Source organism: Streptomyces sp. B6B3 (genome assembly GCF_039871525.1).
GTDB lineage: Bacteria > Actinomycetota > Actinomycetes > Streptomycetales > Streptomycetaceae > Streptomyces.
In genome coordinates this window covers 42,197-66,934 of record NZ_JBDPLU010000005.1, presented here as the reverse complement: position 1 = coordinate 66,934, position 24,738 = coordinate 42,197, and the positions used below count along the sequence as shown (strand labels likewise).

General features: G+C 72.8%; 19 protein-coding genes and 3 tRNA genes. 10 read left to right on the top strand and 12 right to left on the bottom strand.

The features are described 5' to 3' along the window. Positions 1–7: 7 nt before the first annotated feature. Together purF and purM are read left to right on the top strand one after the other, a co-directional pair. Positions 8–1,552, top strand: a complete 1,545-nt coding sequence (gene purF, locus ABGB06_RS12820) for an amidophosphoribosyltransferase (RefSeq protein ID WP_347588507.1) — start codon at positions 8–10, stop codon at positions 1,550–1,552. 184 nt (positions 1,553–1,736) lie between these two features. Then, entirely contained in the window at positions 1,737–2,873 is a 1,137-nt protein-coding gene (purM, locus tag ABGB06_RS12815) for a phosphoribosylformylglycinamidine cyclo-ligase (protein ID WP_347588505.1), read from the top strand. A gap of 163 nt (positions 2,874–3,036) precedes the next feature. Here the strand turns inward: purM and ABGB06_RS12810 are convergent, their stop codons facing one another. Together ABGB06_RS12810 and ABGB06_RS12805 are read right to left on the bottom strand one after the other, a co-directional pair. Then, positions 3,037–3,306, bottom strand: coding sequence for a DUF3073 domain-containing protein (locus ABGB06_RS12810; protein ID WP_347588503.1), 270 nt, complete (start codon positions 3,304–3,306; stop codon positions 3,037–3,039). A gap of 338 nt (positions 3,307–3,644) precedes the next feature. Next, positions 3,645–4,757 carry a Glu/Leu/Phe/Val dehydrogenase dimerization domain-containing protein gene (locus ABGB06_RS12805; protein WP_347589150.1) on the bottom strand — a complete coding sequence of 371 codons (1,113 nt, stop codon included), beginning with the start codon at positions 4,755–4,757 and terminating at the stop codon, positions 3,645–3,647. A 224-nt stretch (positions 4,758–4,981) separates the two neighbouring features. Between ABGB06_RS12805 and ABGB06_RS12800 the strand changes: the two genes are divergently transcribed. Continuing rightward, positions 4,982–6,034 (top strand): hypothetical protein, encoded by a 1,053-nt coding sequence (locus ABGB06_RS12800; RefSeq protein ID WP_347588501.1) that lies wholly within the window; start codon positions 4,982–4,984, stop codon positions 6,032–6,034. A 451-nt stretch (positions 6,035–6,485) separates the two neighbouring features. Then, entirely contained in the window at positions 6,486–6,692 is a 207-nt protein-coding gene (gene bldC / locus ABGB06_RS12795) for a developmental transcriptional regulator BldC (protein WP_347588499.1), read from the top strand. Positions 6,693–7,128: 436 nt separating this feature from the next. On the opposite strand, the gene ABGB06_RS12790 is transcribed toward bldC, so the two are convergent. Then, positions 7,129–7,203: transfer RNA gene (locus ABGB06_RS12790), tRNA-Asp, on the bottom strand. A 133-nt stretch (positions 7,204–7,336) separates the two neighbouring features. Beyond that, positions 7,337–11,476 carry an ATP-dependent RNA helicase HrpA gene (gene hrpA, locus ABGB06_RS12785; protein WP_347588497.1) on the bottom strand — a complete coding sequence of 1,380 codons (4,140 nt, stop codon included), beginning with the start codon at positions 11,474–11,476 and terminating at the stop codon, positions 7,337–7,339. Between the two features lie 122 nt (positions 11,477–11,598). On the opposite strand from hrpA, the gene ABGB06_RS12780 reads away from it, so the two are divergent. Beyond that, positions 11,599–12,603, top strand: coding sequence for an ABC transporter permease (locus tag ABGB06_RS12780; protein WP_347588495.1), 1,005 nt, complete (start codon positions 11,599–11,601; stop codon positions 12,601–12,603). Positions 12,604–12,667: 64 nt separating this feature from the next. Here ABGB06_RS12780 and ABGB06_RS12775 read toward each other — a convergent pair whose 3' ends face one another. The 6 genes from ABGB06_RS12775 to ABGB06_RS12750 form a co-directional block, all read right to left on the bottom strand. Next, the gene (locus tag ABGB06_RS12775; protein WP_347588493.1) at positions 12,668–13,705 is read right to left on the bottom strand and encodes a hypothetical protein; all 1,038 of its coding nucleotides are present in this window, start codon (positions 13,703–13,705) and stop codon (positions 12,668–12,670) included. Between the two features lie 170 nt (positions 13,706–13,875). Next, the gene (locus ABGB06_RS12770) at positions 13,876–14,667 is read right to left on the bottom strand and encodes a glycosyltransferase (protein WP_347588491.1); all 792 of its coding nucleotides are present in this window, start codon (positions 14,665–14,667) and stop codon (positions 13,876–13,878) included. Further along, the gene (locus tag ABGB06_RS12765; RefSeq protein ID WP_347588489.1) at positions 14,664–15,464 is read right to left on the bottom strand and encodes a GntR family transcriptional regulator; all 801 of its coding nucleotides are present in this window, start codon (positions 15,462–15,464) and stop codon (positions 14,664–14,666) included. Before ABGB06_RS12765 ends, ABGB06_RS12770 begins: the two co-directional genes overlap by 4 nt. A gap of 156 nt (positions 15,465–15,620) precedes the next feature. Continuing rightward, positions 15,621–16,358 (bottom strand): FadR/GntR family transcriptional regulator, encoded by a 738-nt coding sequence (locus tag ABGB06_RS12760; protein ID WP_347588487.1) that lies wholly within the window; start codon positions 16,356–16,358, stop codon positions 15,621–15,623. A 162-nt stretch (positions 16,359–16,520) separates the two neighbouring features. Next, positions 16,521–17,606 carry a bifunctional class I SAM-dependent methyltransferase/GNAT family N-acetyltransferase gene (locus ABGB06_RS12755; RefSeq protein WP_347588485.1) on the bottom strand — a complete coding sequence of 362 codons (1,086 nt, stop codon included), beginning with the start codon at positions 17,604–17,606 and terminating at the stop codon, positions 16,521–16,523. Positions 17,607–17,815: 209 nt separating this feature from the next. After that, complete coding sequence (locus tag ABGB06_RS12750) at positions 17,816–18,580, bottom strand: glycosyltransferase (protein ID WP_347588483.1); 765 nt, start codon at positions 18,578–18,580, stop codon at positions 17,816–17,818. Positions 18,581–19,217: 637 nt separating this feature from the next. Between ABGB06_RS12750 and ABGB06_RS12745 the strand changes: the two genes are divergently transcribed. Next, positions 19,218–19,529 (top strand): hypothetical protein, encoded by a 312-nt coding sequence (locus ABGB06_RS12745; RefSeq protein WP_347588481.1) that lies wholly within the window; start codon positions 19,218–19,220, stop codon positions 19,527–19,529. Between the two features lie 149 nt (positions 19,530–19,678). Here ABGB06_RS12745 and ABGB06_RS12740 read toward each other — a convergent pair. After that, a tRNA-Phe gene (locus ABGB06_RS12740) sits at positions 19,679–19,752 on the bottom strand. A gap of 4 nt (positions 19,753–19,756) precedes the next feature. Beyond that, positions 19,757–19,831: transfer RNA gene (locus tag ABGB06_RS12735), tRNA-Asp, on the bottom strand. Positions 19,832–20,156: 325 nt separating this feature from the next. Here ABGB06_RS12735 and ABGB06_RS12730 point away from each other — a divergent pair. The 4 genes from ABGB06_RS12730 (at position 20,157) to ABGB06_RS12715 (ending at position 24,713) form a co-directional block, all read left to right on the top strand. Further along, the gene (locus ABGB06_RS12730) at positions 20,157–21,260 is read left to right on the top strand and encodes a LacI family DNA-binding transcriptional regulator (protein WP_347588480.1); all 1,104 of its coding nucleotides are present in this window, start codon (positions 20,157–20,159) and stop codon (positions 21,258–21,260) included. Positions 21,261–21,434: 174 nt separating this feature from the next. Next, complete coding sequence (locus tag ABGB06_RS12725) at positions 21,435–22,706, top strand: sugar ABC transporter substrate-binding protein (protein WP_347588479.1); 1,272 nt, start codon at positions 21,435–21,437, stop codon at positions 22,704–22,706. 7 nt (positions 22,707–22,713) lie between these two features. Beyond that, positions 22,714–23,820: a sugar ABC transporter permease gene (locus ABGB06_RS12720; RefSeq protein ID WP_347588478.1), complete on the top strand. Its 1,107-nt coding sequence runs from the start codon at positions 22,714–22,716 to the stop codon at positions 23,818–23,820. Continuing rightward, positions 23,817–24,713, top strand: a complete 897-nt coding sequence (locus ABGB06_RS12715) for a carbohydrate ABC transporter permease (RefSeq protein ID WP_347588477.1) — start codon at positions 23,817–23,819, stop codon at positions 24,711–24,713. Before ABGB06_RS12720 ends, ABGB06_RS12715 begins: the two co-directional genes overlap by 4 nt. The last annotated feature ends 25 nt before the right edge of the window (positions 24,714–24,738 follow it).

Below are 24,738 nucleotides of genomic sequence, written 5' to 3'. Positions count from 1 at the left end.
CGTGGTTGTGCGACGTGGTGATGGACGACTCAGCCACGACCTCGACCCCGGCTCCTCCCCCAGAGAGCAAGGGCCGCGGGACGCCTGCGGCGTCTTCGGCGTCTGGGCCCCGGGCGAGGAGGTCGCCAAGCTCACCTACTTCGGGCTCTACGCCCTGCAGCACCGCGGGCAGGAGTCCGCGGGCATCGCCGTCAGCGACGGCGCCAAGATCCTCGTCTTCAAGGACATGGGTCTGGTCTCGCAGGTCTTCGACGAGACCTCGCTCAGCTCGCTCGTCGGGCATCTCGCCGTCGGGCACACCCGGTACTCCACGACCGGCGCGCCCACCTGGGAGAACGCCCAGCCCACCTTCCGCGCCACCGGGCACGGTTCGATCGCGCTGGGCCACAACGGGAACCTGGTCAACACGGCCGAGCTGGCCGAGCTGGCCGCCGCGCTCCCCGGGCGCGGCGCCCAGCGCCGCGGCGGCGGCGCCGCGGTGACCAACGACACCGACCTGGTCACCACGCTGCTCGCCGGCCAGGTGGACGAGGAGACCGGCGCGCCGCTGACCGTCGAGGAGGCCGCGCCCCGGGTGCTGCCGCAGGTGCGGGGCGCGTTCTGCTTCGTCTTCATGGACGAGCAGACGCTCTACGCCGCGCGCGACCCACAGGGCATCCGTCCGCTGGTGCTCGGCCGGCTGGAGCGCGGCTGGGTGGTGGCCTCGGAGACCGCGGCGCTGGACATCGTCGGCGCCTCCGTGGTCCGCGAGGTGGAGCCCGGCGAGATGATCGCGGTCGACGAGCACGGGCTGCGGTCCACACGCTTCGCCGAAGCAAAGCCGAAGGGCTGCGCGTTCGAGTACGTCTACCTCGCCCGGCCGGACACCCACATCGCCGGCCGCAGCGTGTACCTCTCCCGGGTGGAGATGGGCCGCCGGCTGGCCGCCGAGGCCCCGGCCGAGGCCGACCTCGTGATACCGACGCCCGAGTCCGGGACCCCCGCGGCCATCGGATACGCGGAGGCCAGCGGCATCCCCTACGGCTCGGGACTGGTGAAGAACTCCTACGTCGGCCGCACGTTCATCCAGCCGAGTCAGACCATCAGACAGCTCGGCATCCGGTTGAAGCTCAATCCGCTCAAGGAGGTCATCCGCGGCAAGCGGCTGATCGTCGTCGACGACTCCATCGTCCGCGGGAACACCCAGCGGGCCCTGGTCCGCATGCTCCGCGAGGCCGGCGCCGCCGAGGTGCACGTGCGGATCAGCTCCCCGCCGATCAAGTGGCCCTGCTTCTTCGGCATCGACTTCGCCACCCGGGCCGAGCTGATCGCCAACGGGCTGTCCGTGGACGAGATCGGCGCCTCGCTGGGCGCCGACTCGCTCGCCTACATCTCGCTGGACGCGATGGTCGAGGCGACCACGATCGCGAAGCCGAACCTGTGCCGCGCCTGCTTCGACGGCGAGTACCCGATGGAGCTGCCCGACCCCGCCCGGCTCGGCAAGGACGTCCTGGAGCAGCTCCCGCTGCTCGCCACGGGGCCGGGGGCCGCGGACGCGCTGCGCCGTCCGTAGCTCCGCACCGCCCGCCGGGTCCACACCGGCGGGCCACGGGCGGGACCCCGAACCAGCGCCGATCCAGCACCCGTGAGCCGAGACGACGGCCAACGACGACCGAGCCATGACGACCGGACCACGACGACCGGACCACGACGACCGGACCACGACGACCGGACCACGACGACCCGAGAGAGCACCGATGACCAACGAGGTCCCCCGCGCCGACCTGGGCGCGGCGCCCGGCGGCAGCCCTGCCGCGCCCGGCGCCAGCTACGCCGCGGCCGGCGTGGACATCGCCGCCGGCGAGACGGCCGTCGAGCTGATGCGGAAGTGGGTGGCAACCGCCCAGCGGCCGGAGAGCGTGGGCGGCCTCGGCGGCTTCGCCGGCCTCTTCGACGCCTCCGCGCTGAAGGGGTACCGCCGTCCGCTGCTCGCCTCCGCCACCGACGGCGTCGGCACCAAGGTGGCCGTGGCCCAGCGCCTCGACGTGCACGACACCATCGGCCGGGACCTGGTCGCGATGGTCGTCGACGATCTGGTGGTGTGCGGCGCCGAGCCGCTCTTCATGACCGACTACCTCTGCGTCGGGAAGGTGCACCCCGAGCGGGTCGCCGCCCTCGTCAGGGGCATCGCGGAGGGCTGCGTGCTGGCCGGCTGCGCCCTGGTCGGCGGCGAGACGGCCGAGCACCCGGGGCTGCTCGGCGAGGACGAGTACGACGTGGCCGGCGCCGCCACGGGCGTGGTGGAGGCCGACGAGCTGCTCGGCCCGGAGCGGGTGCGGGCGGGCGACGTGGTGCTCGCGCTCGGCTCCTCGGGCCTGCACTCCAACGGGTACTCGCTGGCCCGGCACGTCTTCCTGGAGCGGGCCGGATGGCGGCTGGAGCGGCACGTGCCGGAGTTCGGCCGGACCCTGGGCGAGGAGCTGCTGGAGCCCACCCGGATCTACGCCCTGGACTGCCTGGCGCTGCGGGACGCGGTCGCGGTGCACGCCTTCGCACACGTCACCGGCGGCGGGCTGGCCAACAACCTGGCCCGGGTGCTGCCGGCCGGCCTGCGGGCCGGGATCGACCGGGGAACCTGGGCGCCGGCGCCGGTCTTCGGGCTGCTCGGCGAGCTGGGCGGGGTCGAACGGGCCGAGCTCGAACGAACGTTCAATATGGGGGTGGGGATGGTCGCGGTGCTGCCGCCCGCGTCCGTGGCGCCGGCCCTGGAACTGCTGGCCGGACGCGGCGTCCCGGCCTGGGTGATGGGTGAGATCGCGGAGGCCGACGGCCCGCCCGCGGCAGGGCCCGCGGCGGGAGGAAGCGTCACGCTGCGTGGCGACTACCAGGGCTGACGCACCGGGGCGCGCGCCGGCGTGCGCGGCGGCGCACGGGACGGAAGGGAGCGCGGACGCCGCGTGACGGCGTCACGACAGCACAGAGCCCGGCCCGGCGATGCCGGACCGGGTCAGCCGCGCACAGCGATGCCGGAGGAAGCCGAAGCAGCGGCCTCAGGCGTCAGGCGCCACGCCGTTTCGGAGACGACGACGCGTCGGAGGAGCCGTCGTCCTCGTCCTCGTCCTCCTCGTCGTACATCTCCGCGTACCGTGCGTACAGGTCGTCGTCCAGCTCATCGTCTTCCTCGACCCGCTCACCGTTCGACGGCCGGTCCGGCGTCGATGATGCACCCAGCTCTTCGGCCAGACGGGACAGATCCGTCCTGCCGCTGTTGTACTTCAGCTGGCGGGCGACCTTCGTCTGCTTGGCCTTGGCCCGGCCGCGCCCCATTGGCTCGACCCCCTCAACGACGGGGCGCAACGGCCCCGGAGTGTTGACATCCGTTCATGATTGAGAGCGGGCCCTCCGACGAGCGCCCGGTCCATCGGGCTTCAACCGTACCTGCTTCCGGGGGCCTGCGGTACGCCGTCCACAGGACCCGGGCCCTTCGCCGGCCGCCCGATGGCCCTCTCCATGCTGGTCAGGGCCGATTTTACCGTCTTTTGTCACCCGACTCGCCCCGAGGGTCCGTCCGGAGGAGCCTCGGCCGATATGGGGAGTGACGCGTGTTACACGCGCGGCGTCCGGGGCGACGCGGTGCGTGGTCGTCGGCCTGGTCATCGGTGTGGTCATCGGCCGGCCGCCGCGGCCATCCGCTGCTCCGCGAGCCGGTCGGCGGCCACCGCCGGGGGCACGCCGTCGGCGCTCGCGCGTTCGAAGATCTCCAGGGTGGTGTCGTAGATGTGGCCGGCCTTTTCCTTCGCACGAGCGAAGTCGAAACCGTTGATCTCGTCCGCCACCTGGATCACCCCGCCGGAGTTCACCACGTAGTCCGGCGCGTAGAGGATCTCCCGGTCGGCCAGGTCCTTCTCCACCCCCGGGTGGTCCAGCTGGTTGTTGGCGGCGCCGCAGACCACGCCCGCGGTCAGCACCGGGACCGTGCGGTCGCTCAGCGCGCCGCCCAGCGCACAGGGCGCGTAGACGTCCAGGCCCGGGACCCGGATCAGCTCCTCGGTGTCCGCGACGGCCGAGACCTCGCCGCCGGGGTGCGCGGCGAGCACCCGGCGCACGGCCTCGGGGCGCACGTCGGTGATCACCGCCCGGGCGCCGGCCTCCACCAGATGGTCGACCAGCAGGTGGCCGACCTTGCCGACGCCGGCCACGCCCACGGTGCGCCCGGCCAGGTCCGCGGAGCCCCAGCGGTGCCGCGCGCTGGCGCGCATGCCCTGGAAGACGCCGTAGGCGGTGAGCACCGAGGAGTCGCCGGCGCCGCCGTTCTCGGGTGAGCGGCCCGTGGTCCACGGGCACACCCGGGAGATGACGTCCATGTCGGGGACGTAGGTGCCGACGTCGCACGCGGTGACGTAGCGGCCGCCCAGCGAGGCGACGAACCGGCCGTAGGCGAGGAGCAGCTCCTCGGACTTGTCGTGCTCGGGATGGCCGAGGATCACGGCCTTGCCGCCGCCGTGCGGCAGGCCGGCGAGCGCGTTCTTGTAGCTCATGCCGCGCGCCAGGTTGAGCGCGTCGCGCAGCGCGGCCTCCTCGGGGCGGGCGCCGCCGGACTCGGACGCGGGGTAGGGGTGGAAGCGGGTGCCGCCCAGCGCGGGGCCGAGTGCCGTGGAGTGGATGGCGATCACGGCGCGCAGCCCGGTGGGCCGGTCCTGGCACAGTACGACCTGTTCGTGGCCGCCCTGGTCGGAGCGGTACAGCAGGTCGAGCACGCCGGCCTCGGCCGGGCTCACGGAGCCGGCGGCGGGACGTACGTCAGTCACGGTGGTGACTCCTGTAGGTCGAGGCGGTGCCCTCCGGATGGGTGTGGAGAGCGTCGGTGGGATGAGCCTACGGCGACGCGCGCGCCAAGGAGCCCTCGGGATGGTCACACTGCCCCCATCGGCGGGAGGATCAGGGCAGAGCCTCACCTCCTCTACGTGGTGGTGCGGGTAGCGAGGGAGCAAGGGAGGGTGGTGTGCCGAAGGTTCCCTACGCGGCGTTCCTGAGGGTCTACGAGCCGCTGGCGGCCTTTCCCGAACCGGAGAGGTCCTACTGGGCGGAGTACGCCGCCCGGGAGCGGCTGCCGGGCGTGCAGGACGAGCTGCGTGAGGCGATGACCGAACTGCTGGCGATGCCGCCCCGGGCGGCGCCGGTGCGCGAGAGCGGGGACGCCTACGTCGCCCGGGTGGACGGCGTGGTCTGCGTCTGCCCGTGGCGCACCCGGCTGCGCGCCTGGCAGGCGATGGCCGAGGTGGGTCACTGGCTGATGCCCCAGCCGGTGGTCGACGCGGTGCTGCCGCCGGCGCAGCGCGACCGGGCCACCGAGGAGTACGACCGCTGGCGGGAGCGGAACCCGGACGCCAGGCCGTGGATCAGGTCGGCGCTGTGGCATGTGCCGGTGCGGTGGTTCGCGCTCTTCACCGAGGAGGAGCGGATCTTCCGCAAGGCGGGCGAGCCGGACCGGGAGGACGAGGGCCCGGCCGGGGGAGCCGGCGCGGACGCCGCGGGTGAGCCAGGCGGCGAGCCAAACAGCGAGCCAGGTAGCGAGCCCGGGGGAGAGCCCGGGACAGAACCCACGGAGGAGCCCACGGAGGAGCCCACGGAGGGAGCGGGCGGGGAGCGCCGGAGCGCGGGGCGCGCGGAGGGCGGTGGGCGGCGCAGGGGGGAGGCCGTGGACCCCTCCGTGCCGAGCCTGCGCTACCGCACGCCGATGGTGGAGGCGAGGCGCCGGGTGGCGCGCGGGTTGCGCACGGTGCGCCGGGCGATGCCGCAGGGGCCGCTGGGCGAGGCGCTCACCGATGTGGGTCGGTGGCTGGAGGAGTTTCACCCCAGATCACTGGTCGAACTGGACTACGGCGGACTGGTCTATACGATTCCCGAGGAGGATCTGGCGGCGGACCGTTCGGTCTCCGAGGTGGCCGAGGGCCTGGCGGCGCTGGCTCGGGGAGACCTGGACGACGCCAGCCGGCGGTACGAGGAGCTCACCGATCGCTGGATGGCGGTGCGCGAGCGCCAGTTCGCCAACTGATCCCGGCAAGGGACTAAAGTCCCCCAAGGACCCCCAAGCGTGACGGATGGCACTCTACGGAAGTCTTGCCTTCAAGCGCTCTCCTCGTGTCAAAATAGGACAAGGAGTCCACCCGGGCTCCTGCTATCCGCCCCCACCTCGGCGGATAGATCGGTATTTCGCTCCTTGGTGGAACTGGTGACGACTCATCACGATGTGACTGATCGTTACGGTCGAGTGACTGTCCGCTATGGCATGGTCCATCGGCTTCCGCCGAGGTTGAACACCTGAGAGGGCAATTCCATCGGTTTGGCCGACCCGGCTGGACGGATGGTGTAGTTGTAGTGCCGAGGACAAGCCGTTCGTCCTATAACCGACTCGGCCCGCGTCCGCCATTTCGGGCAACGTGGGTCAAGGTGCAGAATTTAGAGGAAAGAACCGTGATGGTTCGGTTCTCCCGAGGAGGCCGCTCATGACCGCTCGCACCCCTGATGCCGAGCCGCTGCTGACCCCGGCTGAGGTTGCCACGATGTTCCGCGTTGACCCGAAAACGGTCACACGCTGGGCAAAGGCGGGCAAGCTCACGTCTATCCGCACGCTCGGAGGGCATCGCCGCTATCGCGAGGCGGAGGTGCGCGCGCTGCTCGCGGGCATCCCGCAGCAGCGTGGCGAGAGCTGAGCAACACCCGTAATACCAGGCTCCGGAGCCCCCACTCCGGCCCGCTTGGCTCACTGATCGCGCCGGACTCCGCCGAGTCCGGCGCGATCTGCGTCTGCTCCCGGGCGCCCCCCGGCCCCTCCCGGACGGCCCTCGCGGCCCGCTCCGAGCGCCGTGCAATTGCACATATTAAATTGGCACGTGTCTCTACGGGGTCAGATGAGCTCGCCCCGCAATCGGATTGCGTGACTCCCGTCACAGCTCGCGCGCCTTGCCCCTCGCACCAGCGCTGAGGTAGTGAAACACCCGCCCGTCGATGGAGCGCGGAGCCCACCTCCGTGCCGCCCGGGCAGCGCCCGGACGGGGCCCCACGAGACCCCGCGCGATGGATGCCTACCCCATACAAGAAGCCCGGACCCCTGTAGCGGGATCCGGGCGAACATCGTCTCTTCGTGTGCGGTCCTGACGGGATTTGAACCCGCGGCCTCCACCTTGACAGGGTGGCGAGCACTCCAAACTGCTCCACAGGACCAGGTCGCGCGAAGCGACTTGGGGACCTTACCGCAGCGCCTCCGTCTCCCGCGAATCGCCCCCCGGGCCGGTCCCGCGCGGCCCGCGCGCGGGCGCGAAGCGGGCACGCGTGGGGCGGGAAACGGGCGTCGGGGTCACCTGGCGCGCGCCGGGGTCTGCGCGTCGACGGCCTTCAGGATCCGCTTGTCGGAGACCGGGTACGCGGTGCCCAACGCGTGCGCGAAGTAGCTCACCCGCAGCTCCTCGATCATCCAGCGAATCGCGCCGACCCCTTCGGGCAGCGGCTGCCCGGGTGGGAACTGCTCGATCAGCCAGTCCAGTTCGTCCCGCATCTGCCGCACCTTCGCCATCCGGGCGGCGTCCCGCTCCGCGTGCTGCGGGAGTTGCTGCAGCCGCCGGTCCACGGCGGTCAGATACCGCAGCAGGTCGGGCAGCCTCGCGGCGCCGTGCTCGGTCACGAACCCCGGGTGCACCAGCGCCGCGATCTGCTCCCGCGCGTCCGCCACCGAGGGCCGCAGCACCGGGCTGGTCAGCGTGGTCAGCCGGCGCTCGCACGCCTGCCAGGCGCTCAGCACCTCCCGGGCCTGCCGCACGACCCGCAGCGTCACGTCGACGATGTCGGCGCGCACCCCGTCGAGCAGCTTGCCGAAGGACTCCTCGTCCCAGACCGGCCCGCCGCGGGCCGCGACCAGCTGGTCGGCGGCGGCCGCCACACAGTCGTCGAAGAGCTCCCGCACGCTCGCGTGCGGGCCGCTGGCCAGCGCCAGCTTCGCCACGTTGTCCAGCCGGTCCAGGGCGAACTTCGCGGGATCCGAGGGCAGGTTGAGCAGCACCAGCCGGCGGGTGCCGGCGCGCATGGCCACGGCCTGCTCGGCCGCGCTGTCGAAAAGCCGCACCGCCACCGTCGCGCCCTCGTCCACCAGCGCGGGGAACGCCTTCACCGGCTGCCCGCCGCGCCGGGTCTCCACGGTGCGCGGCAGCGCGCCGACGGTCCAGCGGGTCAGCCCCTCGCCCCGCCAGGCCGGCGGGCCCGCAGGCTCGGTCGTGGCGGCCTCTCCCGCGCCGTCGCCGCGTGGGCCCCCCTCGGCCCCTCGACCCCCCTCACGGCCCCCGCCGCGGCCGCCGCGGCGCCCGTCGGCGGGCGGGCCGGCGAACGCCCGGTCCACGGCCGCCTGGGCGTCCCGCCGCAACCGCTGCTTCAGCGTGGTCAGGTCCTTGTCCTCGGCGAGCCGGCGGCGCCGCTCGTCCACCACCCGGAAGGTGATCGTCAGGTGGTCGGGCACCCGGTCGACGTCGAAGTCCTCGGGTTCGATCCGCTGTCCGGTCCTCCGGGTCAGCGCCCGGGCCAGCGCGGTCCGCAGCCCCTCGCCGTCCGTCGGCTCCGCCGTCTCGGCCAGGAACCGCCGGGCCACGTCGGGCGCCGGAACGCAGTGCCGCCTGATCGGCTTCGGCAGCGACCTGATCAGCTCCGTGACCAACTGCTCCCGCAAACCCGGGATCTGCCAGTCGAACCCCTCGGGCGTCACCTGGTTGAGCACCTGCACCGGAACGTGCACGGTCACGCCGTCCGCGTCCGCGCCCGGCTCGAACTGGTACGTGATCCGCAGCCGGAGCGGTCCCTGCCGCCAGACGTCCGGATAGTCGGCCTTGGTGATGCCGGCCGCCCGCTCGTTGATCAGCATCGACTTCTCGAAGCTCAGCAGGTCCGGGTCGTCCCGGCGGGCCCGTTTCCACCAGGCGTCGAAATGCGCGCCCGAGACGACGTCCTCGGGGATCCGCTGGTCGTAGAAGTCGTACAGCGTCTCGTCGTCCACCAGGATGTCGCGGCGCCTGGCGCGGTGCTCCAGCTCCTCGACCTCGGCGAGCAGCTTGCGGTTGTCGTGGAAGAACCGGTGCTGGGTGCGCCAGTCGCCCTCCACCAGGGCGTGCCGGAGGAACAGCTCGCGGCAGGTCTCCGGGTCGATCCGGCCGTAGTTGACCTTCCGGTCCGCGACGACGGGGATGCCGTACAGCGTGACCCGCTCGTACGCCATGACCGCCGCCTGCTTCTGCTCCCAGTGCGGCTCGCTGTAGTTGCGCTTCACCAGGTGGCCGGCGAGCGGCTCGATCCACTCCGGCTCGATCCGCGCGTTGATCCGGGCCCACAGCCGCGAGGTCTCGACCAGTTCGGCCGACATCACCCAGCGTGGCGGCTTCTTGAACAGCGCGGAGCCGGGGAACACCGCGAACTTCGCGCCGCGCGCGCCCAGGTACTCGTGCTTGTCGGTGTCCTTCAGACCGACGTGCGACAGCAGCCCGGCCAGCAGCGACTGGTGCACGCTGTCCCAGCCTCCGGGCGGGGGCGTGCCCAGGATCTCGTCGGCCTCCCGCGCGGCGGGCGCGGAGGGGCGCGCCGCCTCGACGCCGACCTGTCTGGCCACGGTGCGCAGCTGCGCGTGGATGTCCTGCCACTCGCGTATCCGCAGGTAGTTGAGGAACTCCGCCCGGCACATCCGGCGGAACGCCGAGGAGGACAGCTCCCGTTGCCGTTCCCTGACGTACTCCCACAGCGCGAGGTAGGCCAGGAAGTCGGAGTGCTCGCCAGGCCCCTGGCGGAACCTGCGGTGCCTCTCGTCCGCCTGCTGCTGCTTGTCGGCGGGCCGTTCGCGCGGGTCCTGGATGGACAGGCCCGCGACGATGACCATCACCTCGTGCGCGCAGCCGTTGCGGTTGGCCTCCAGCACCATCCGGGCCAGCCGCGGGTCCACCGGCAGCTGGGCGAGCCGCCGGCCGGACTCCGTCAGCCGGGCGCCGTCCAGCGCGCCCAGCTCCTCCAGCAGCTGCACGCCGGCCTTGATGCTGCGCCGGTCCGGCGGGTCGATGAACGGGAACTTCTCCACCTCGCCGAGCCGCGCCGCGTGCATCTGCAGGATGACGGAGGCGAGGTTGGTGCGGAGGATCTCCGCGTCGGTGAACTCGGGGCGGGAGAGGAAGTCCTCCTCCGAGTACAGCCGGATGCAGATGCCGTCGCTGGTCCGGCCGCAGCGGCCCTTGCGCTGGTTCGCGCTGGCCTGCGAGATGGGCTCGATGGGCAGCCGCTGCACCTTGGTGCGGTGGCTGTAGCGCGAGATGCGGGCGGTGCCCGGATCGACGACGTACTTGATGCCGGGCACGGTCAGCGAGGTCTCGGCCACGTTGGTGGCCAGCACGATCCGCCGGCCCGTGTGCCGCTGGAAGACCCGCTGCTGCTCGGCGTGCGACAGCCGGGCGTACAGCGGCAGCACCTCGGCGGCGCCGTGTCGTTTCCCCTTCTCGATCCGCTCCAGGGCGTCCGCGGTGTCCCTGATCTCCCGCTCGCCGGAGAGGAAGACCAGCACGTCGCCCGGGCCCTCCGCCTCCAGTTCGGCCACCGCCTCGCAGATCGCGGTCACCTGGTCGACGTCGCCGTCGCCGCTCTCGGCCGCGTAATCCTCGGGAGGCCGGTAGCGCACCTCGACCGGATACGTGCGTCCGGAGACCTCGATCACCGGCGCATGGCGCTCCTCGGACGGCGCGAAGTGCCGGGCGAAGCGCTCCGGGTCGATCGTCGCCGAGGTGATGACCACCTTCAGGTCCGGGCGCCTGGGCAGCAGCTGGGCCAGGTAGCCCAGCAGGAAGTCGATGTTCAGGCTGCGCTCGTGCGCCTCGTCGATGATGATCGTGTCGTACTGGGACAGCTCGCGGTCGTGCTGGATCTCGGCCAGCAGGATGCCGTCCGTCATCAGCTTGACCAACGTTCCGTCGCTGGCCTGGTCGGTGAAGCGCACCTTGTACCCGACCGCCTCGCCGAGCGGTGTCCGCAGCTCGTCGGCGACCCGCTGCGCCACCGTGCGGGCGGCGATCCGGCGCGGCTGGGTGTGGCCGATGAGCCCGCGCACGCCGCGGCCGAGCTCCAGGCAGATCTTCGGGATCTGGGTGGTCTTCCCCGAACCGGTCTCGCCGGCCACGATCACCACCTGGTGGTCGCGGATCGCCTCCAGGATCGCGTCCCTGCGCTGGCTGACCGGCAGCTCCTCCGGATAGCTGATCGCCGGAACGGCCGCCCGGCGGTGCTCCACCCGGCGTTCGGCGGTGGCCATCGCGTCGGCGATCTCGGCCAGCACCGGACGGCGCGCGGACTCCTTGCGGATGCGCCGCACGCCTTCGAGGCGTCGGCCGAGCCGCCGCTGGTCGCGCAGCATCAGTCCGGGCAGTCGCTCGGCGAGCGCGGACAGCGTGGGCTCGGCGGAAAGCTGGGGGGAGGGGTCGCTAGACATACGCGCCCAAGCGTCTCACCTAGCCGTGACGGGCCGCGAGCGATTACCCGAGGCAGGGGGCGTTTCGCGGTTTTCCTGCGATTTCATCCGATTCGCCGGCCGGTTCCGCTTAGGGTGTCGGCGTGCCCGACGCGACCCCGCACCACCGCTGGCGGGCGTTTCGCGCGTCGCGGTTCTTCCCAGCCGCCGTGATGTCGCTGATCCTCGCCGCCTCGGCCGCGCTCTTCGCCGGCTCCTACACCTACGCCATCGCGGACCCGACACCACACCGGCTGCCGGTGGCGGTCGTGGCCGGGGCGGAGAACGATCGGAGCCGCGCCTTCCTGGCCAGGCTCGAGCATCTGCTCGACACCTCGCTGGAGCCCGAGCGGTACGCCTCCTATCCACAGGCTGTGGACGGCATCGAGGCGCAGCACGTGTTCGCGGTGGTGCGCACCGAGCGCGGCGCCGTCCGTCTCGACATCGCCAGCGCCGCCGGCGCCTCGGTCGCCGAACTGCTCACCCAGCAGGCGCCGAAGGCCGCGAAGTCGGCCGGGGTCGAGCTCCGCGTCCACGACCTCAAGCCGCTCAGCACCGGCGACCCGCGCGGCCTCGCGATCTTCTACATCTCGCTCGCCGCGGTGATCATCGGATTCCTCGGCGCGGTGCAGCTCAGCATCCACGCCAGGGCGCTGCGCCCCGCGGAACGGGCGGCCGTCATCGCCGGCTACTCGGTGCTCGGCGGCCTCGCCATCGTGCTGGTGGTGGGCGAGACGTGGCTGGACGCGGTGCCGCTGCCGTTCCTCACCTCCTGGGGCATCCTCACGCTGACGATGTTCACGGCCGGGATGGTCTTCACGATGTTCAACACCCTGATCGGCCGGTGGGCGATCCTGCCGACCTGGACCCTGATGGTGATGATCGGCAGCCCCTCGTCCGGCGGCGCGGTCTCCTGGCCGCTGCTGCCCTCCCCGTTCGGCGTCGTCGGCCGCTACCTGCCGCCCGGCGCCTCGGTCAACGCCCAGCACACCGCCATCTACTTCCGCGGCGACCAACATCCCCAGCCCTACCTGATCCTCGCCACCTGGGCCCTGGTCTCCTGCGCCGTCTTCTTCACCTGGCGCCACCGCCACCCGGGCGGCGACTGAACGGGCCTCCCGACCGGATCGTGGCGGGGCCGTCAGAGCCGTCAGAGCCGTCAGAAGGGCCGGATCAGCGGGCCAGGCCGTGGACGTCCCGCGCGAGCGCGGCGAGCCAGCGCGGGGCCCGGGGGTCGCGGACCAGCGCGGCGCAGGTCCGGCGCAGGCGCCGGTGGTTACGGCGCGAGGGTACGTCGCGGAGCAGCGGGGCGACGCGGTGCAGCACCGCCTCGGCGTCGCGCCACGCCCCGACCCGGACGTGGGCGGCCAGCAGCGCCACCTCGTAGTAGAGGACGTTCCGCCCCGACACCTCGGCCAGCGCCGCCCGGGCCGCGTCCGCCGCGGCCTCGGGCCGGCCCAGCGCCAGCAGCGCGTCCCCCTCCTGGCCGCGCAGCTCCGGCGCGCGCACCCACCACGTCCACGCGGGATCGCGGGCGGTCAGCGACTCGCCGGTGGCGGACCGCGCGGCCCGCAGGTCCACGAGCGCCCGGCCCGCCTCCCCGGCCAGCGCCAGCGCCCGACCCCGCCGGGCCCGCGCCAGCAGCGCGACGCGCGGCGGCACCCGGAGCCCGGTCAGCACCTCGTCGGCGATCCGCAGCGCCTCCTGGGGACGGCCCAACTCCACGTCCTGCAGCGCCAGGTTGGTCAGCGCGAACCACTCCATCGGGCGGTCGCCCACCGCCCTGGCCAGCGCCAGCGACGCCAGCGAGGCCCGGCGCGAGGCCGCCTGCCGGTCCGCGTCGAACAGCAGCCACCCCGCCACCTCGGCCGCCTCCGCCACGACCGCCCCGTACTCGCGCCGCGCCCGGGCCGGCACCGCCGCCAGCCGCCGCTCGCCGGCCCGCCACACCCGCACGGCCTCCGCGACGACCGCCCCGGACCCGTACCGCCCGTCATGCGCCACCCCCCGAGCGATCGCCTCCCGCACCCCCACGAGCTCCCGCTCCACATCCGGCACGTCCCGCGCCTCCCGCAGGCCCTTCACCTCCGGCACGTGCCGCACGTCCGGCACGTCCCCCGCCTCCGGCACGTCCGGCACGTCCCCCGCCTCCCGCACTTCCCCGACCTCCGGCGCGTCCCAGACCTCCCGCAGGCCCTTCACCTCCGGCACGTGCCTCACCTCCCGCACGCCCCCCGTTGCCACGTCCCGCACATCCCGGTGCCTTCCCGCGTCCCGCTCTCCCCGCATCCGCCGCTGCCGCGCCCGATGTCCCCCCACGTCTCTTCGTCCCCTGTCTCTTCATCCCAGCTTGCCGCAGCAGCCCGCACGTCCCCCGACGCTCAGCCGCCGTCCGCCCGCTCCCCCTGCTCCGCCCGAAGGGCCGGTGCGCGCCAGCCGCCGAAGGACGCCAGCGTGCGCGCCCGCGCCTCCACCACCGCCATGCGCGCCTCCCGCTCACCCTCGTGCGCGTGCGCCGGCTGCGACGTCGCCTGCCCCGGCCACTTCCGGTACATCAGGCCCACCTCGGGCGTGAACCACCCCGGGCTCACCGCGTCCAGCGCCAGCAGCAGCCCGGTGTCCTCCGACGCCGGCAGCGCCATCCACCCGCCCAGCGCCAGCAGCACGTCGCGCCGCACGGCCAGCGTCGCCGGATGCACCTGCGCCCGGAAGTCGTGCGCCCGCCAGTACTCCAGCACCGTCCCGCGCTCCAGCCGCCCGCCCGGCGGGTCGCTGTCGAAGCCGACCGTCGAACCGTCCTCGCGCAGGTCGAGCGCGCGCGACGTGGTCCAGCCGATCCCCGGCTGCTCCGCGAACACCCGCAGGTCCCGGGCCAGCGCGCCGGGCGTCAACAGGTCGTCCGCGTCCAGCACCCGCACCACCCGGCCCTCGGCCCTGGCCAGCGCCAGCGTCCGCGCCACGCCGGGCCCGCCGGCGCGCCCCTGCCCGAAGCCGACCCGCGGATCGTCCGGCACCAGCCCCGCCACGGCGTCGGTCTCGCCGTCCTCCTGGATCAGCCACTGCCACGTCCAGCCGTCCGGCAACTCCTGCCCGCACAACGACTCGTAGGCGTCGGGCAGGAACCGCGTGCCCGGCGCGTGCACCGCCGTGACGACGGAGATGATCCCGGTCACCTGCCGGGCCACCGGTCCAGGGGCGTCACGAACGTCAACTCCGTCCGATCCCCCGGCAGCAACACGTCCGCCACCTCCACCACCCGCCCCGTCGTGTCGATGGACGTCTTCCGCAGCAGCAACACCGCCATGCCGCGCGACATGCCCAGCGCCTCCGCCTCCTCCAGACTGGGCGGCCGCGCCGCGGTGATCCGCTCCTCCACCCGGTCGATCTCGATGCCCGCCACCAGCAGCTGGCTGTGCGTGCCGCCGGGCCACGGCTCGTTCTCCGGATCGAACAGCTCGGGGTGGCCGGCCAGATGCTCGCACACCAGTCGGGACCTGGAGACGTTGAACGGCGCGCTCTCCTTCGCGTACCTCGTCCGGTACACCCGCTCCAGCAACGCCGTGCCGACCGGCACCCCGAACGCCTCCGCCAGGTCCTCGTCGGCGGCCAGTTCGCCGTACTCCGAGCTGAACACCAGGTCGTTCATCTCCAGCCCGGTGTCGTGCTCGGTCGCGCCGGTCCCCGCCCGCACGCCCAGCGGCTGCCGCGCCCGGCTCTTCTCCCACTGGTGCCGCTCGTTCGACCGGTTCGCCCGCCGCCGCGGGACGCGGACGAACGAACCGCGCCCGTGCCGCTTGTCGATCAGCCCCTCGGCCAGCAACACGTCGAGCGCCTGCCGGATGGTCGGCCCGCCCTTCCCGTACGCGCGCTTCAGCTCCTCCTCCGAGGGCAGCCGATCTCCCGGCTTCAACTCCCCCGACCGCATCCGCCCCCGCAACTCCGCGGCGATCTGCTCATATGCCCTGGCCATATCCCCACCCTAGGTCCTCTTAAGGACCCCCGCCCGTCGCGCGCGCCACAGCCCAGGAACGCGGCCTCCGCACCCTCTCCCCAGGCGGGCCGCTCTGCCGCGACAGCCTCACCGCGCCGGGCGGCTCACCTCGCGGGCGGCTCAGCGCCGGGCGGCTCAGCGCGGGGCGCGCATCTGTGCCGCCCAGGCATCGACGCCCTGGAAGTGGTCCGCCATGGCCTGCCTGGCCGCCTCCGGGTCGCGGGCACGCAGGGCCGTGACGATGTCCCGGTGCCGGTGGGCGGTGACCGCGGGCGAGGCGCCGTCGATCCACCCGCGCGCGTCGGCGACCCGGTGGCACACGTCCCAGAAGACCCCGAGGAGCTGGGTCACGAGCGCGTTGTCCAGCGACCGGTAGAGCGTCTCGTGGAAGATCCGGTCAGGTCCGGGGAAGCCCTGGCCCGCTCGTCCGGACTCCTCCATCCGGGCGATGATCTCGTCCAGCGCGTCGAGCTCCTCGTCGGTGACCGCGGCGGCCACCTGCACCATCAGGCCCTCCTCCAGTACCCTCCTGACCTGCAGGATCTCGGCCAGCGCCCGAACGTCGTCCTCCTGCTGGGCCAGCGTGCGGAAGGTGAGACCGTCCACGAGCGGAGTGAGGGAGGCCCGGCCGACATAGGTGCCGTAGCCGTGCCTGATCTCCACGATGTCCAGTGCCTGGAGGGCCTTGAGCGCCTCGCGCACGGAGTTGCGGCTGACGCCCAGCTGCTCCATCAGGCTGGTCTCCGTGGGCATCGCCGCACCGGGCCGCAGGCCCCGGTCGAGGATGAGCTGGGTGACCTCCCGCTGCACCTGGCTGCTGGTACGCACCCGCCGGGACGTCCCCACCCCGCCGTCCCTCAGCTCCTCAGCCATGCGCCACATCGTATGCCCGCCGGCCCCTCACCCACCCCAACGGCGGCCCGACCGTCCCGGACGACCACGGCCGCCCGCCGGACTTCGTGCGCGGGACGTCCCGTTTCTCGGGACACCACGCGCACGGTCTCCACCGCGCCCCGGCCGGGCCAGCCGGGGCGGCTAGCTGGTTCCCGCCAGGGGATGGTCGTAGCGGACGAAGCCGTTGAAGCGGGCCACCTTGTCGTACAGGGCGCGGGCGGGGGCGTTGTCCTCCCTGGTCGTCCAGTACAGGCGGGCCGCGCCACGGCTCCGCGCCTCCTGGGCCACCCGCTCGATCAGCGCCCGTGCCACGCCGTGGCCGCGCGCCGCCTCGGAGACGAAGAGGTCCTGCAGGTAGCAGGACTCGGCCATCCAGAAGGTGGCGTGGAAGAGATGGTGCGCGATGCCGACCAGCCGCCCGTCCAACCAGGCGCCCAGCCCGTGCAACTCCTCGCCGCTCAGCAGCCGCCGCCAGGTCTCCTCGTACACCTCGTCGGCCAGCGGCGTCTCGTAGAACGCCTTGTACCCACGCGCCAGCACCTCCCACCCGGCCCGGTCCCCGGGACGCAGGGGCACGATGTCGATCGCGTTCCTGAGGACGTCGTAGCCGGCGAAGGAGAACAGGCGCACGCCCTCCCGCAACGGCCGCGGCTCGTCGCGGAAGCGGTGCACGCCGACGCCGAAGCCGGCCTCCGGCGCGGACAGCCACCGGCGTTCGAAGCCCAACTCCTCGAACCAGTCGCAGATCACCGGCACCCGGTCGGGAGCGCCTCGGTGCCGGGTCCAGATCACGGCGCCGCCGCTCGCGCACAACTGGTTCAGCGCGCCGACCGTGCGGCGGATGTCCTCGTCGACGATGTTGCCGAAGAGCCCGCACACCAGCACCAGATCGGCAGGCGCCAGGCCGCGGTAGTGGTCGGTGAGCGCCGCGTCGCCGGTCACCACCTCGACGCCCTCCAACCCGGCCGCCGCGACGGCCTCACGCGCCAGCGCGGCGTTCCGCGGATCCCGCTCCACCAGCAGCGCCCGGATCTCGCCCCGGCGCCGGTGGCCGTCCAGCACCTCCAGCAGGTCCCGGCCCTGCCCGGCGCACAGGCTGATCACCCGCAGCGGCCCGGGAGGAGCCTCGTCCAGCACCGCCCCGATCCGCTCCTGCACCACCCGCAGCCGCCGGGCCAGCTGCGACCCGGGAGCGTCGTAGTGGTCATGCCACCCCTGCCAGTCCACACCGGCACCCTACGACCCCGCCGTCGAACGGGGTCATGAACGCCCACGTGTGCGTGGTGTCCCGTTCTCCGGGACACCACGCGCACGATCTCGTCGTTCCTCGCCAGCCCCGGACCGTGACCGGTGGGCCGGGCGCGAACGCCGCGCCGGACGTGCCGAGCCCGGTCCGGTCGCGGCGTGTCTCCGACGCCGGTCGCGTCACCCCGGTGTCATGGCGCGCTGCCCCCGGGGCCGTAGCGCCACCCCGTGGCGGCGAGTGCGCGGGCGCGCGCCTCGATGACGGCCATGCGCGCGTCCCACTCGACGGGCAGCGTGTGGGCGGGCAGCTGCGTGCTCTGCCCCTGCCACTTCCGGTAGTGCAGTCCCACCTCGGCCGTGAACCAGCCTCGGCTGACGGCGTCCAGCGCGATGAGCAACCCCGTGTCCTCGGAGGCCGGCAGGGCCATCCATCCCCCGGCCGCGAGCACCAGTTCGCGGCGCGCACAGAGCGTTCCCGGCACGACGGGCGCGCGGTAGTTGTGCGCCCGCCAGTGCCGAAGCACCGCGCCGGGTTGGAGGGGACCGTCCGGCGGGTCACGGTCGAAGCCGACCAGCGAGCCGTCCGGCAGGAGATCGAGGACCCGGCACGTGGTCCAGCCGATGTCGGCGTTCCGTTCCAGGACCTCGATGTCGCGCGCGAGCGTGCCCGGTGTGAGCATGTCGTCGGCGTCGAGGACCTTGACGTACGCACCCTCCGCCCGGGCGAGGGAGAGCGTCCGGGTGACACCGGCGCCGCCCCTCCGGCCCTGCCCGAAGCTCACCCGCGGATCGTCCGGAACCGCCCCGGCGACGGCCGCCGACTCGCCGTCCTCCTGGATCACCCACTGCCAGTCCCACCCGGTGGGCAGCACCTGTGCGCGTAACGACCGGTAGGCGTCGGCCAGGTGGTGCGCGGCGGGCGCGTGCACCGAGGTGATGACGGAAACGACGCCCACGGTCACCACCGCCCCAACCGAGTCACGTGCTGCGCCAGCTCTCTCCGGTCACCGGAAAGCACGACGTGGGCCACCTCCCCCTGCGGCCTTGGACTCCCGTTCGGAAGCGGTTCACCCGTTCCAAGATCTACGGTACCGCCACGATATCCCTCTGCGTGACCGTGGGGTGACTCTCACACCATGATGAAGATCTCCACGCACGGCGACCACGAGGTCACCACGCGGATGCGCGCCCACGCGCCGCCGCAGCGGAAACGCCCCGGACCGCCTGAGCCAACGTGTCGGCCTCCGTGGCCGGCCCCAGCCGCGAGGTCTGGCTGAGCGAGGGGGAACGACCATCACTCGTGAGTCCCCGAGCACGGGCCGGATCAGGGCCCGGATCACCCGGTCGGCAGCCGACACCCTGCCGCTGGGGCACACTCAACTCCCGCCGGACGTGATCCGGTTCAGACGCGTGAGCCTTGAGTCTGCCCCGAGGGCACGCTTCGTAATGGTCCTGCTGGCGCCTTCGCCCGGCCGACGACGGCCGGTAGGAGGACCGCGCCGGCGCGTGGCCGCACCGCTGTCTTGCCGCTCCGATGGCGAACGACCGCGTCACGCGAGTTCGAACTCCGGCAAACAAGCGAGAGGAACGAAGATGAGCAGGATCACGACCAGGATCGCGGTGACCGCGGCCAGTGTGGCCGTGCTGGCTGGTGTCTCGGTTGCCGCGACGGGGTCCGTCGCCGCGGCAGAAACGGGACGCCAGGGTGTCTCTGAGAACGCCGTCGTCGGCATCCCGCGGGGAGAGACTACGGCGAGCACCATGGAATCGCCGACGGGATGGAGGGTCTACTCGACCTTGAGGAGCTGCATGACAGCGGGAAACACGCTCGCGCAGCAGGGGAAGCTGACCGGCTACCGGTGCGAGCCGAGGGCCGCGGGGGGCTTCTACCTGATCCACTGGTAGCAGGTGGCCGGCGCGGTGATGACGACTTCGTCATGCCGTCGAACGTCGGTTGAAGCCCTCCGAGCCACTGCGGTCAGCGGAAGATGCCACGTCGCTGAAGAAGCCCCTACCGGACGATTCCGGCAGGGGCTTTTCGCTGGTCAAGAAGGTGGCTGGGGCCGGGGTCGAACCGGCGACCTTCCGCTTTTCAGGCGGACGCTCGTACCAACTGAGCTACCCAGCCGGAGCGGTCCTGACGGGATTTGAACCCGCGGCCTCCACCTTGACAGGGTGGCGAGCACTCCTAACTGCTCCACAGGACCTGGCGTGTGTGCGAAACCTAGTCTCGCACAGGATCTTGCATGCCCCCAACGGGATTCTGGCCCCGCTCTGAGCCGACCATAACGGCAGCTGACAGCGCCGAAGTCGCTCAAGCAGCCTATCACGGGCCAGGGGTCCGACCGCGCGCCCTTCGGGCCCGCCAGAGGGCGGCCGGAGCGCGGCCGGCGAGCGGCCGGAGCGCGGCAAGGGAACGGTCGGAGCGGAGTCCGGGAGCGGGCCGGCAGGGGGAGGCGCGGCCGGGCGCGGGGGGCGGGAGGCTGTAGCATGAATGCGCTTTCAGAGACGGTGCGGGGGAGGGGGTCCCGGATGAGCACTCCGACGGTGTACGACGTCGCGCAGCGGGCCGGCGTCTCCATCGCCACCGTCTCCCGGGTCTACCGCAGCCCCGACTCGGTGCGGGCCGGCACCCGGGAGCGGGTGCTGTCCGCGGCCCGGGAGCTCGGCTACGTGCCCAGCGGCAGCGCCCGCGGCCTGGCCAGCCGGATGACCGGCGTGCTCGGCCTGTGCTTCCCCGACTTCCACGACGACGAGGCCGAGGACGCCCCGGACGCCGACGACGCCGAGCTGATGCTGTACGCCGACGAGGTCATCCGCGGCATGGAGCGTGCCGCCAGGCGCCACGGGTACGCGCTGCTCATCGCCGCGTCCGGCGGAGACGCCGCACGGCCCGACCGCCCGCGGGAGCCGGCGCCGCCGGACTCCACCGCGCCGCCCGTCACCCAGGTCGTGGCCGAGATCGCCGGCCGGGTGGACGGCCTGGCGCTGCTCGCGCAGGACGTGCCGGAGGAGGACCTGGACGTCGTCTCCCGGCGGCTGCCCGTGGTGCTGCTGGCCGCCCCGCGCGACGGGCGGAACGACCATGTCGAGGTGGCGAACTTCGACGGCCAGCTGGCGCTCACCCGGCATCTGATCGTGGAGCACGGCCTGCGCCGGCTGGCGTTCGTCGGCGGGCCCTCCGACTCCCCGGACGGCGAGGCCAGGCTGCGCGGCTACCAGGCCGCCCACCTGGCCACGGGACTGCCGCTGCCGGCGCACCCCGACATCCGGGCCGACCTGACCCAGGCGGGCGGCCGGGCCGCCGTCGCCGAGCTGCTCGGGCGCGGCGCCGACCGTCCCGAGGCGCTGGTCTTCGCCAACGACCAGATGGCGGTGGGCGGCCTGCACGCCCTGGCGGAACTGGGGCTGCGGGTCCCCGAGGAGATGGTGGTCACCGGGTTCGACGGCATCCCGCTCGGCCGGCTGGTGCGCCCCACGCTGACCACCGTGCGGCAGCCGATGGGGCGGCTCGGCGAGCAGGCCGTCGAGCTGCTGGTGGCCCGGCTCGCCGACCGGGACCGCCCGCCGGAGGCCCGGGTGCTCCCCACCACCCTCACCCGCCGCGCCAGCTGCGGCTGCGACCCCGTGTCCTGATCAGGCCGCGGCACGCTCCGCCCGGCGGCCGCGGGGCGCCGGGGCGCCGAACGCGCCGCCGCCGTTATCAAAGGGTTATCTTCGCGCCTCTTGAGGGCGGCAAGCCCTCTGCCGCAGGCTGATGTATGCGCTTACAAAGACGAGGAGCGCATCCATGACGCTGAGGAGGCGCTCATGAAGCCCAGCCGCAGACCCCCCGCCGGATCGCGTGCCCGACGCGCCGGCGTGCTCGCCGCCGTGCTCGCCGGGGCCCTGACGTTGCCGGCCTGCGGCAGTGACGCCGGTGCCCAGGTCGGCGCCGACGAGGAGCAGACCCTGACCGTCTGGGCCATGGGCGAGGAGGGGCAGCGGCTGACGGAGTTCACCGACGCCTACGCGGCGGAGCGCGACCACCTCAGCATCGAGGTCACACCCGTGAGCTGGGAGAACGCCCACCAGAAGCTGGTCTCCGCGGCCGCCGCCGGCGAGCTGCCCGACGTGATGCAGATGGGCACCTCCTACATGGGCGAGTTCGTCGAGCTCGGCGTGCTGGAGCCGGTGGACACCTCGGTCTTCGCCGAGGACGACTTCTTCCCGGCCGCCTGGGACACCGGCGTGGTGGACGAGCAGGCCTACGGCGTGCCCTGGTACGTGGACACCCGGGTGCTGTACTACCGCACCGACCTGGCCGAGCAGGCCGGCGTCGACGAGCCGCCGGCCACCTGGCAGGACATGCGGGAACTGGCCACCGCCCTGCAGGACAACGGCTCCCGCTGGGGCGTCTCGCTCCAGCCCGGCGGCACCGGCGCCTGGCAGACCCTCGCCCCGTTCGTCTTCTCCGCCGGCGGCCAGTTCACCGACGCCGAGGGCAACCCCACGATGGACACCCCGGAGATGGTCAGGGCGTTGACCGAGTACCAGGCGTACTTCGAGGAGGGGCTGGCCAGCGACCGCAGCCAGATCGGGTACGACGTGATCCCGGACTTCGGCGAGGGCGTGGCCCCGATGTTCGTCTCCGGTCCCTGGATGGTCGCCAACATCCGCGACCAGCTGCCGGACCTGGGCGCCGACGCCTGGGACGTGGCGCTGCTGCCCGCGGACGAGTCGTCCATCTCCTTCATCGGCGGCTCCAACCTGGTGATCTCGGCGGACAGCGAGCACAAGGCCGCGGCCCAGGAGCTGATCGCCCACTTCGCCGAGCCCGAACAGCAACGCGCCTGGTACGAGGCGGTGGGCGGGCTGCCCGCGGTGGAGGCGGCCTGGGAGGGCGGCGAGCTTGCCGACAGCCCGGAGCTGCAGGTGATGGAGGAGCAGCTGGCGACCGCGGCGGCGGTGCCGGTGATCCCCGAATGGGAGGAGCTGGCCGACGCGATCTCCACCGCGATGGAGGGCGTCACCACCGGCAACACCAGCCCGGAGGAGGCCGCCGAATCGCTCCAGTCGGAGGCCGAGGGCATCGTCAGGTGAGGCCGGCGTGACCGACGCGACGAAGGCCTCCTCCGACCACCCGGACCGCCCCGGCGCCTCGGCTGGGAGCGAGGCGTCGGGGCGGTCCGGCTCGCGCGCCCCCCGCGCCCTCGGCGCCGCCCGCGCCGCGGCCGGGGTGGCGAAGCCCGTCGTCAGCGCCAGCGCCAACGCCAACGCCTGCCGCGCCGGGCCGCGCCAAAGCTCACGCCCCCGCAGCCCACGCCGCCGGGCCCGGCTCGGCACCCAGCACCTGGCCGGCTGGCTGTTCTCCTCCCCCTTCCTGGTCGTCTTCGGCGTCTTCATGGCGATGCCCGTGGTGGCCACGCTGCTGATGAGCTTCACGGACTTCGGGCTGCGCAACGTCACCGACCCGATGTCCGCGAACTTCGTCGGCCTGGACAACTACACCGAGCTGTTCGGCGACGAGAAGTTCCGCACCGCGCTGGCCAACACCCTCTACTTCGTCGGCCTCGGCGTCCCGCTCACCATCCTGGCCGGCCTGGTCGCCGCCGTGCTGCTGGACCGCGGCGTCGGCCGGCTGCGCACCGTGTTCCGGGTCGGCTACTACGCCCCCGTGGTGACCACGATCGTCGCCGCGGCGGTGGTCTGGCGGTTCGTGCTCGACCCGTTCGACGGGCTGGTCGCGGGACTGTTCGCCGAGGTCGGCGTGACCTCGCCGGACTGGCTCGGCTCCGAGGCGTGGGCGCTGCCCTCGCTGATCGCGATGGCGATCTGGCGCAACCTCGGCATGGGCATGGTGCTGTTCCTGGCCGGCCTCCAGTCGATCCCGAACGACGTGCGGGAGGCGGCCAGGATCGACGGCGCCGGCCCGTTCCAGGAGTTCCGCCGGATCACCGTGCCGCTGCTGTTCCCCACCCTCCTCTACGTCGCCGTGATCACCACCATCGGCTATCTCAACGTCTTCGAGGAGCCGTTCGTGATGACCGACGGCGGTCCCGACGACAGCACCCTCACCGTGTCGCTGCTGATCTACCAGGAGGGCTTCAACTTCTTCCACATGGGCTACGCCAGCGCGATGGCGTATGTCCTGCTGCTGGTGATCATGGCCGTCACGCTGCTCCAGCTCCGACTGCTTCAGGACCGGACCCGATGACCTCGACGACTCCCGCGCGGCCCGCCCCGCCACCGACGAAACGGACCGTCGCCGCACCCCGGCCACCGCGTTCCGGCCCGCGCCGCCTGGTGACGTACCTGCTGCTGTCCGCCGGCCTGCTGGTGATGGTCGCGCCCTTCGTCTGGATGGCGCTGTCCGCGTTCAAGACCACCGAGGGCCTGAGCGCCAGCCCGCCGGCGTGGCTGCCGGCCGACTGGACGTTCGAGCACTTCCGCCGGCTCTTCGACACCCTCGACCTGCCGCGCTACTTCCTCAACTCCACGGTGGTCGCCACCCTGGTCACCGCCGGGAACCTGGTGTTCTGCTCGATGTGCGGCTACGCCCTGGCGAAGCTCAACTACCTCGGCCGCCGCCCGGTCTTCGCGGTGGTGCTGACCGCCCTGATGGTGCCGGGCAACCTGCTGTTGCTGCCGCAGTTCGTGCTGGTCAGCGAGCTGGGCATGCTCAACTCCTACGCCGGCCTGACGCTGCCGTTCCTGGCGGGGGCGTTCGGGGTGTTCCTGATGCGGCAGTTCATGGTCACCATCCCCGACGAGCTGCTGGAGGCGGCCAGGATCGACGGCGCGGGCGAGTGGTACATCTTCTGGCGCGTCGTCATGCCGCTGGTCAAGCCGGCGCTCGCCACCCTGGCGATCTTCACGTTCCTCGGCTCCTGGAACAACTTCCTGTGGCCGCTGGTGATCACCAACGACCCCGACAAGTACACGCTGCCGGTGGCCATCGCGACGTTCGCCATCGATCCGACGGCGTCGTCCAGCTCCAACGGGATGCTGATGGCCGGCGCGTTCGTGGCCGTGCTGCCGGTGCTGGTGGTGTTCGTCGCGCTGCAGCGCTACTTCACCCAGGGCATCGCCACCACCGGGCTCAAGTAGCCCCGTCCGCATCCGAGTCCACGCG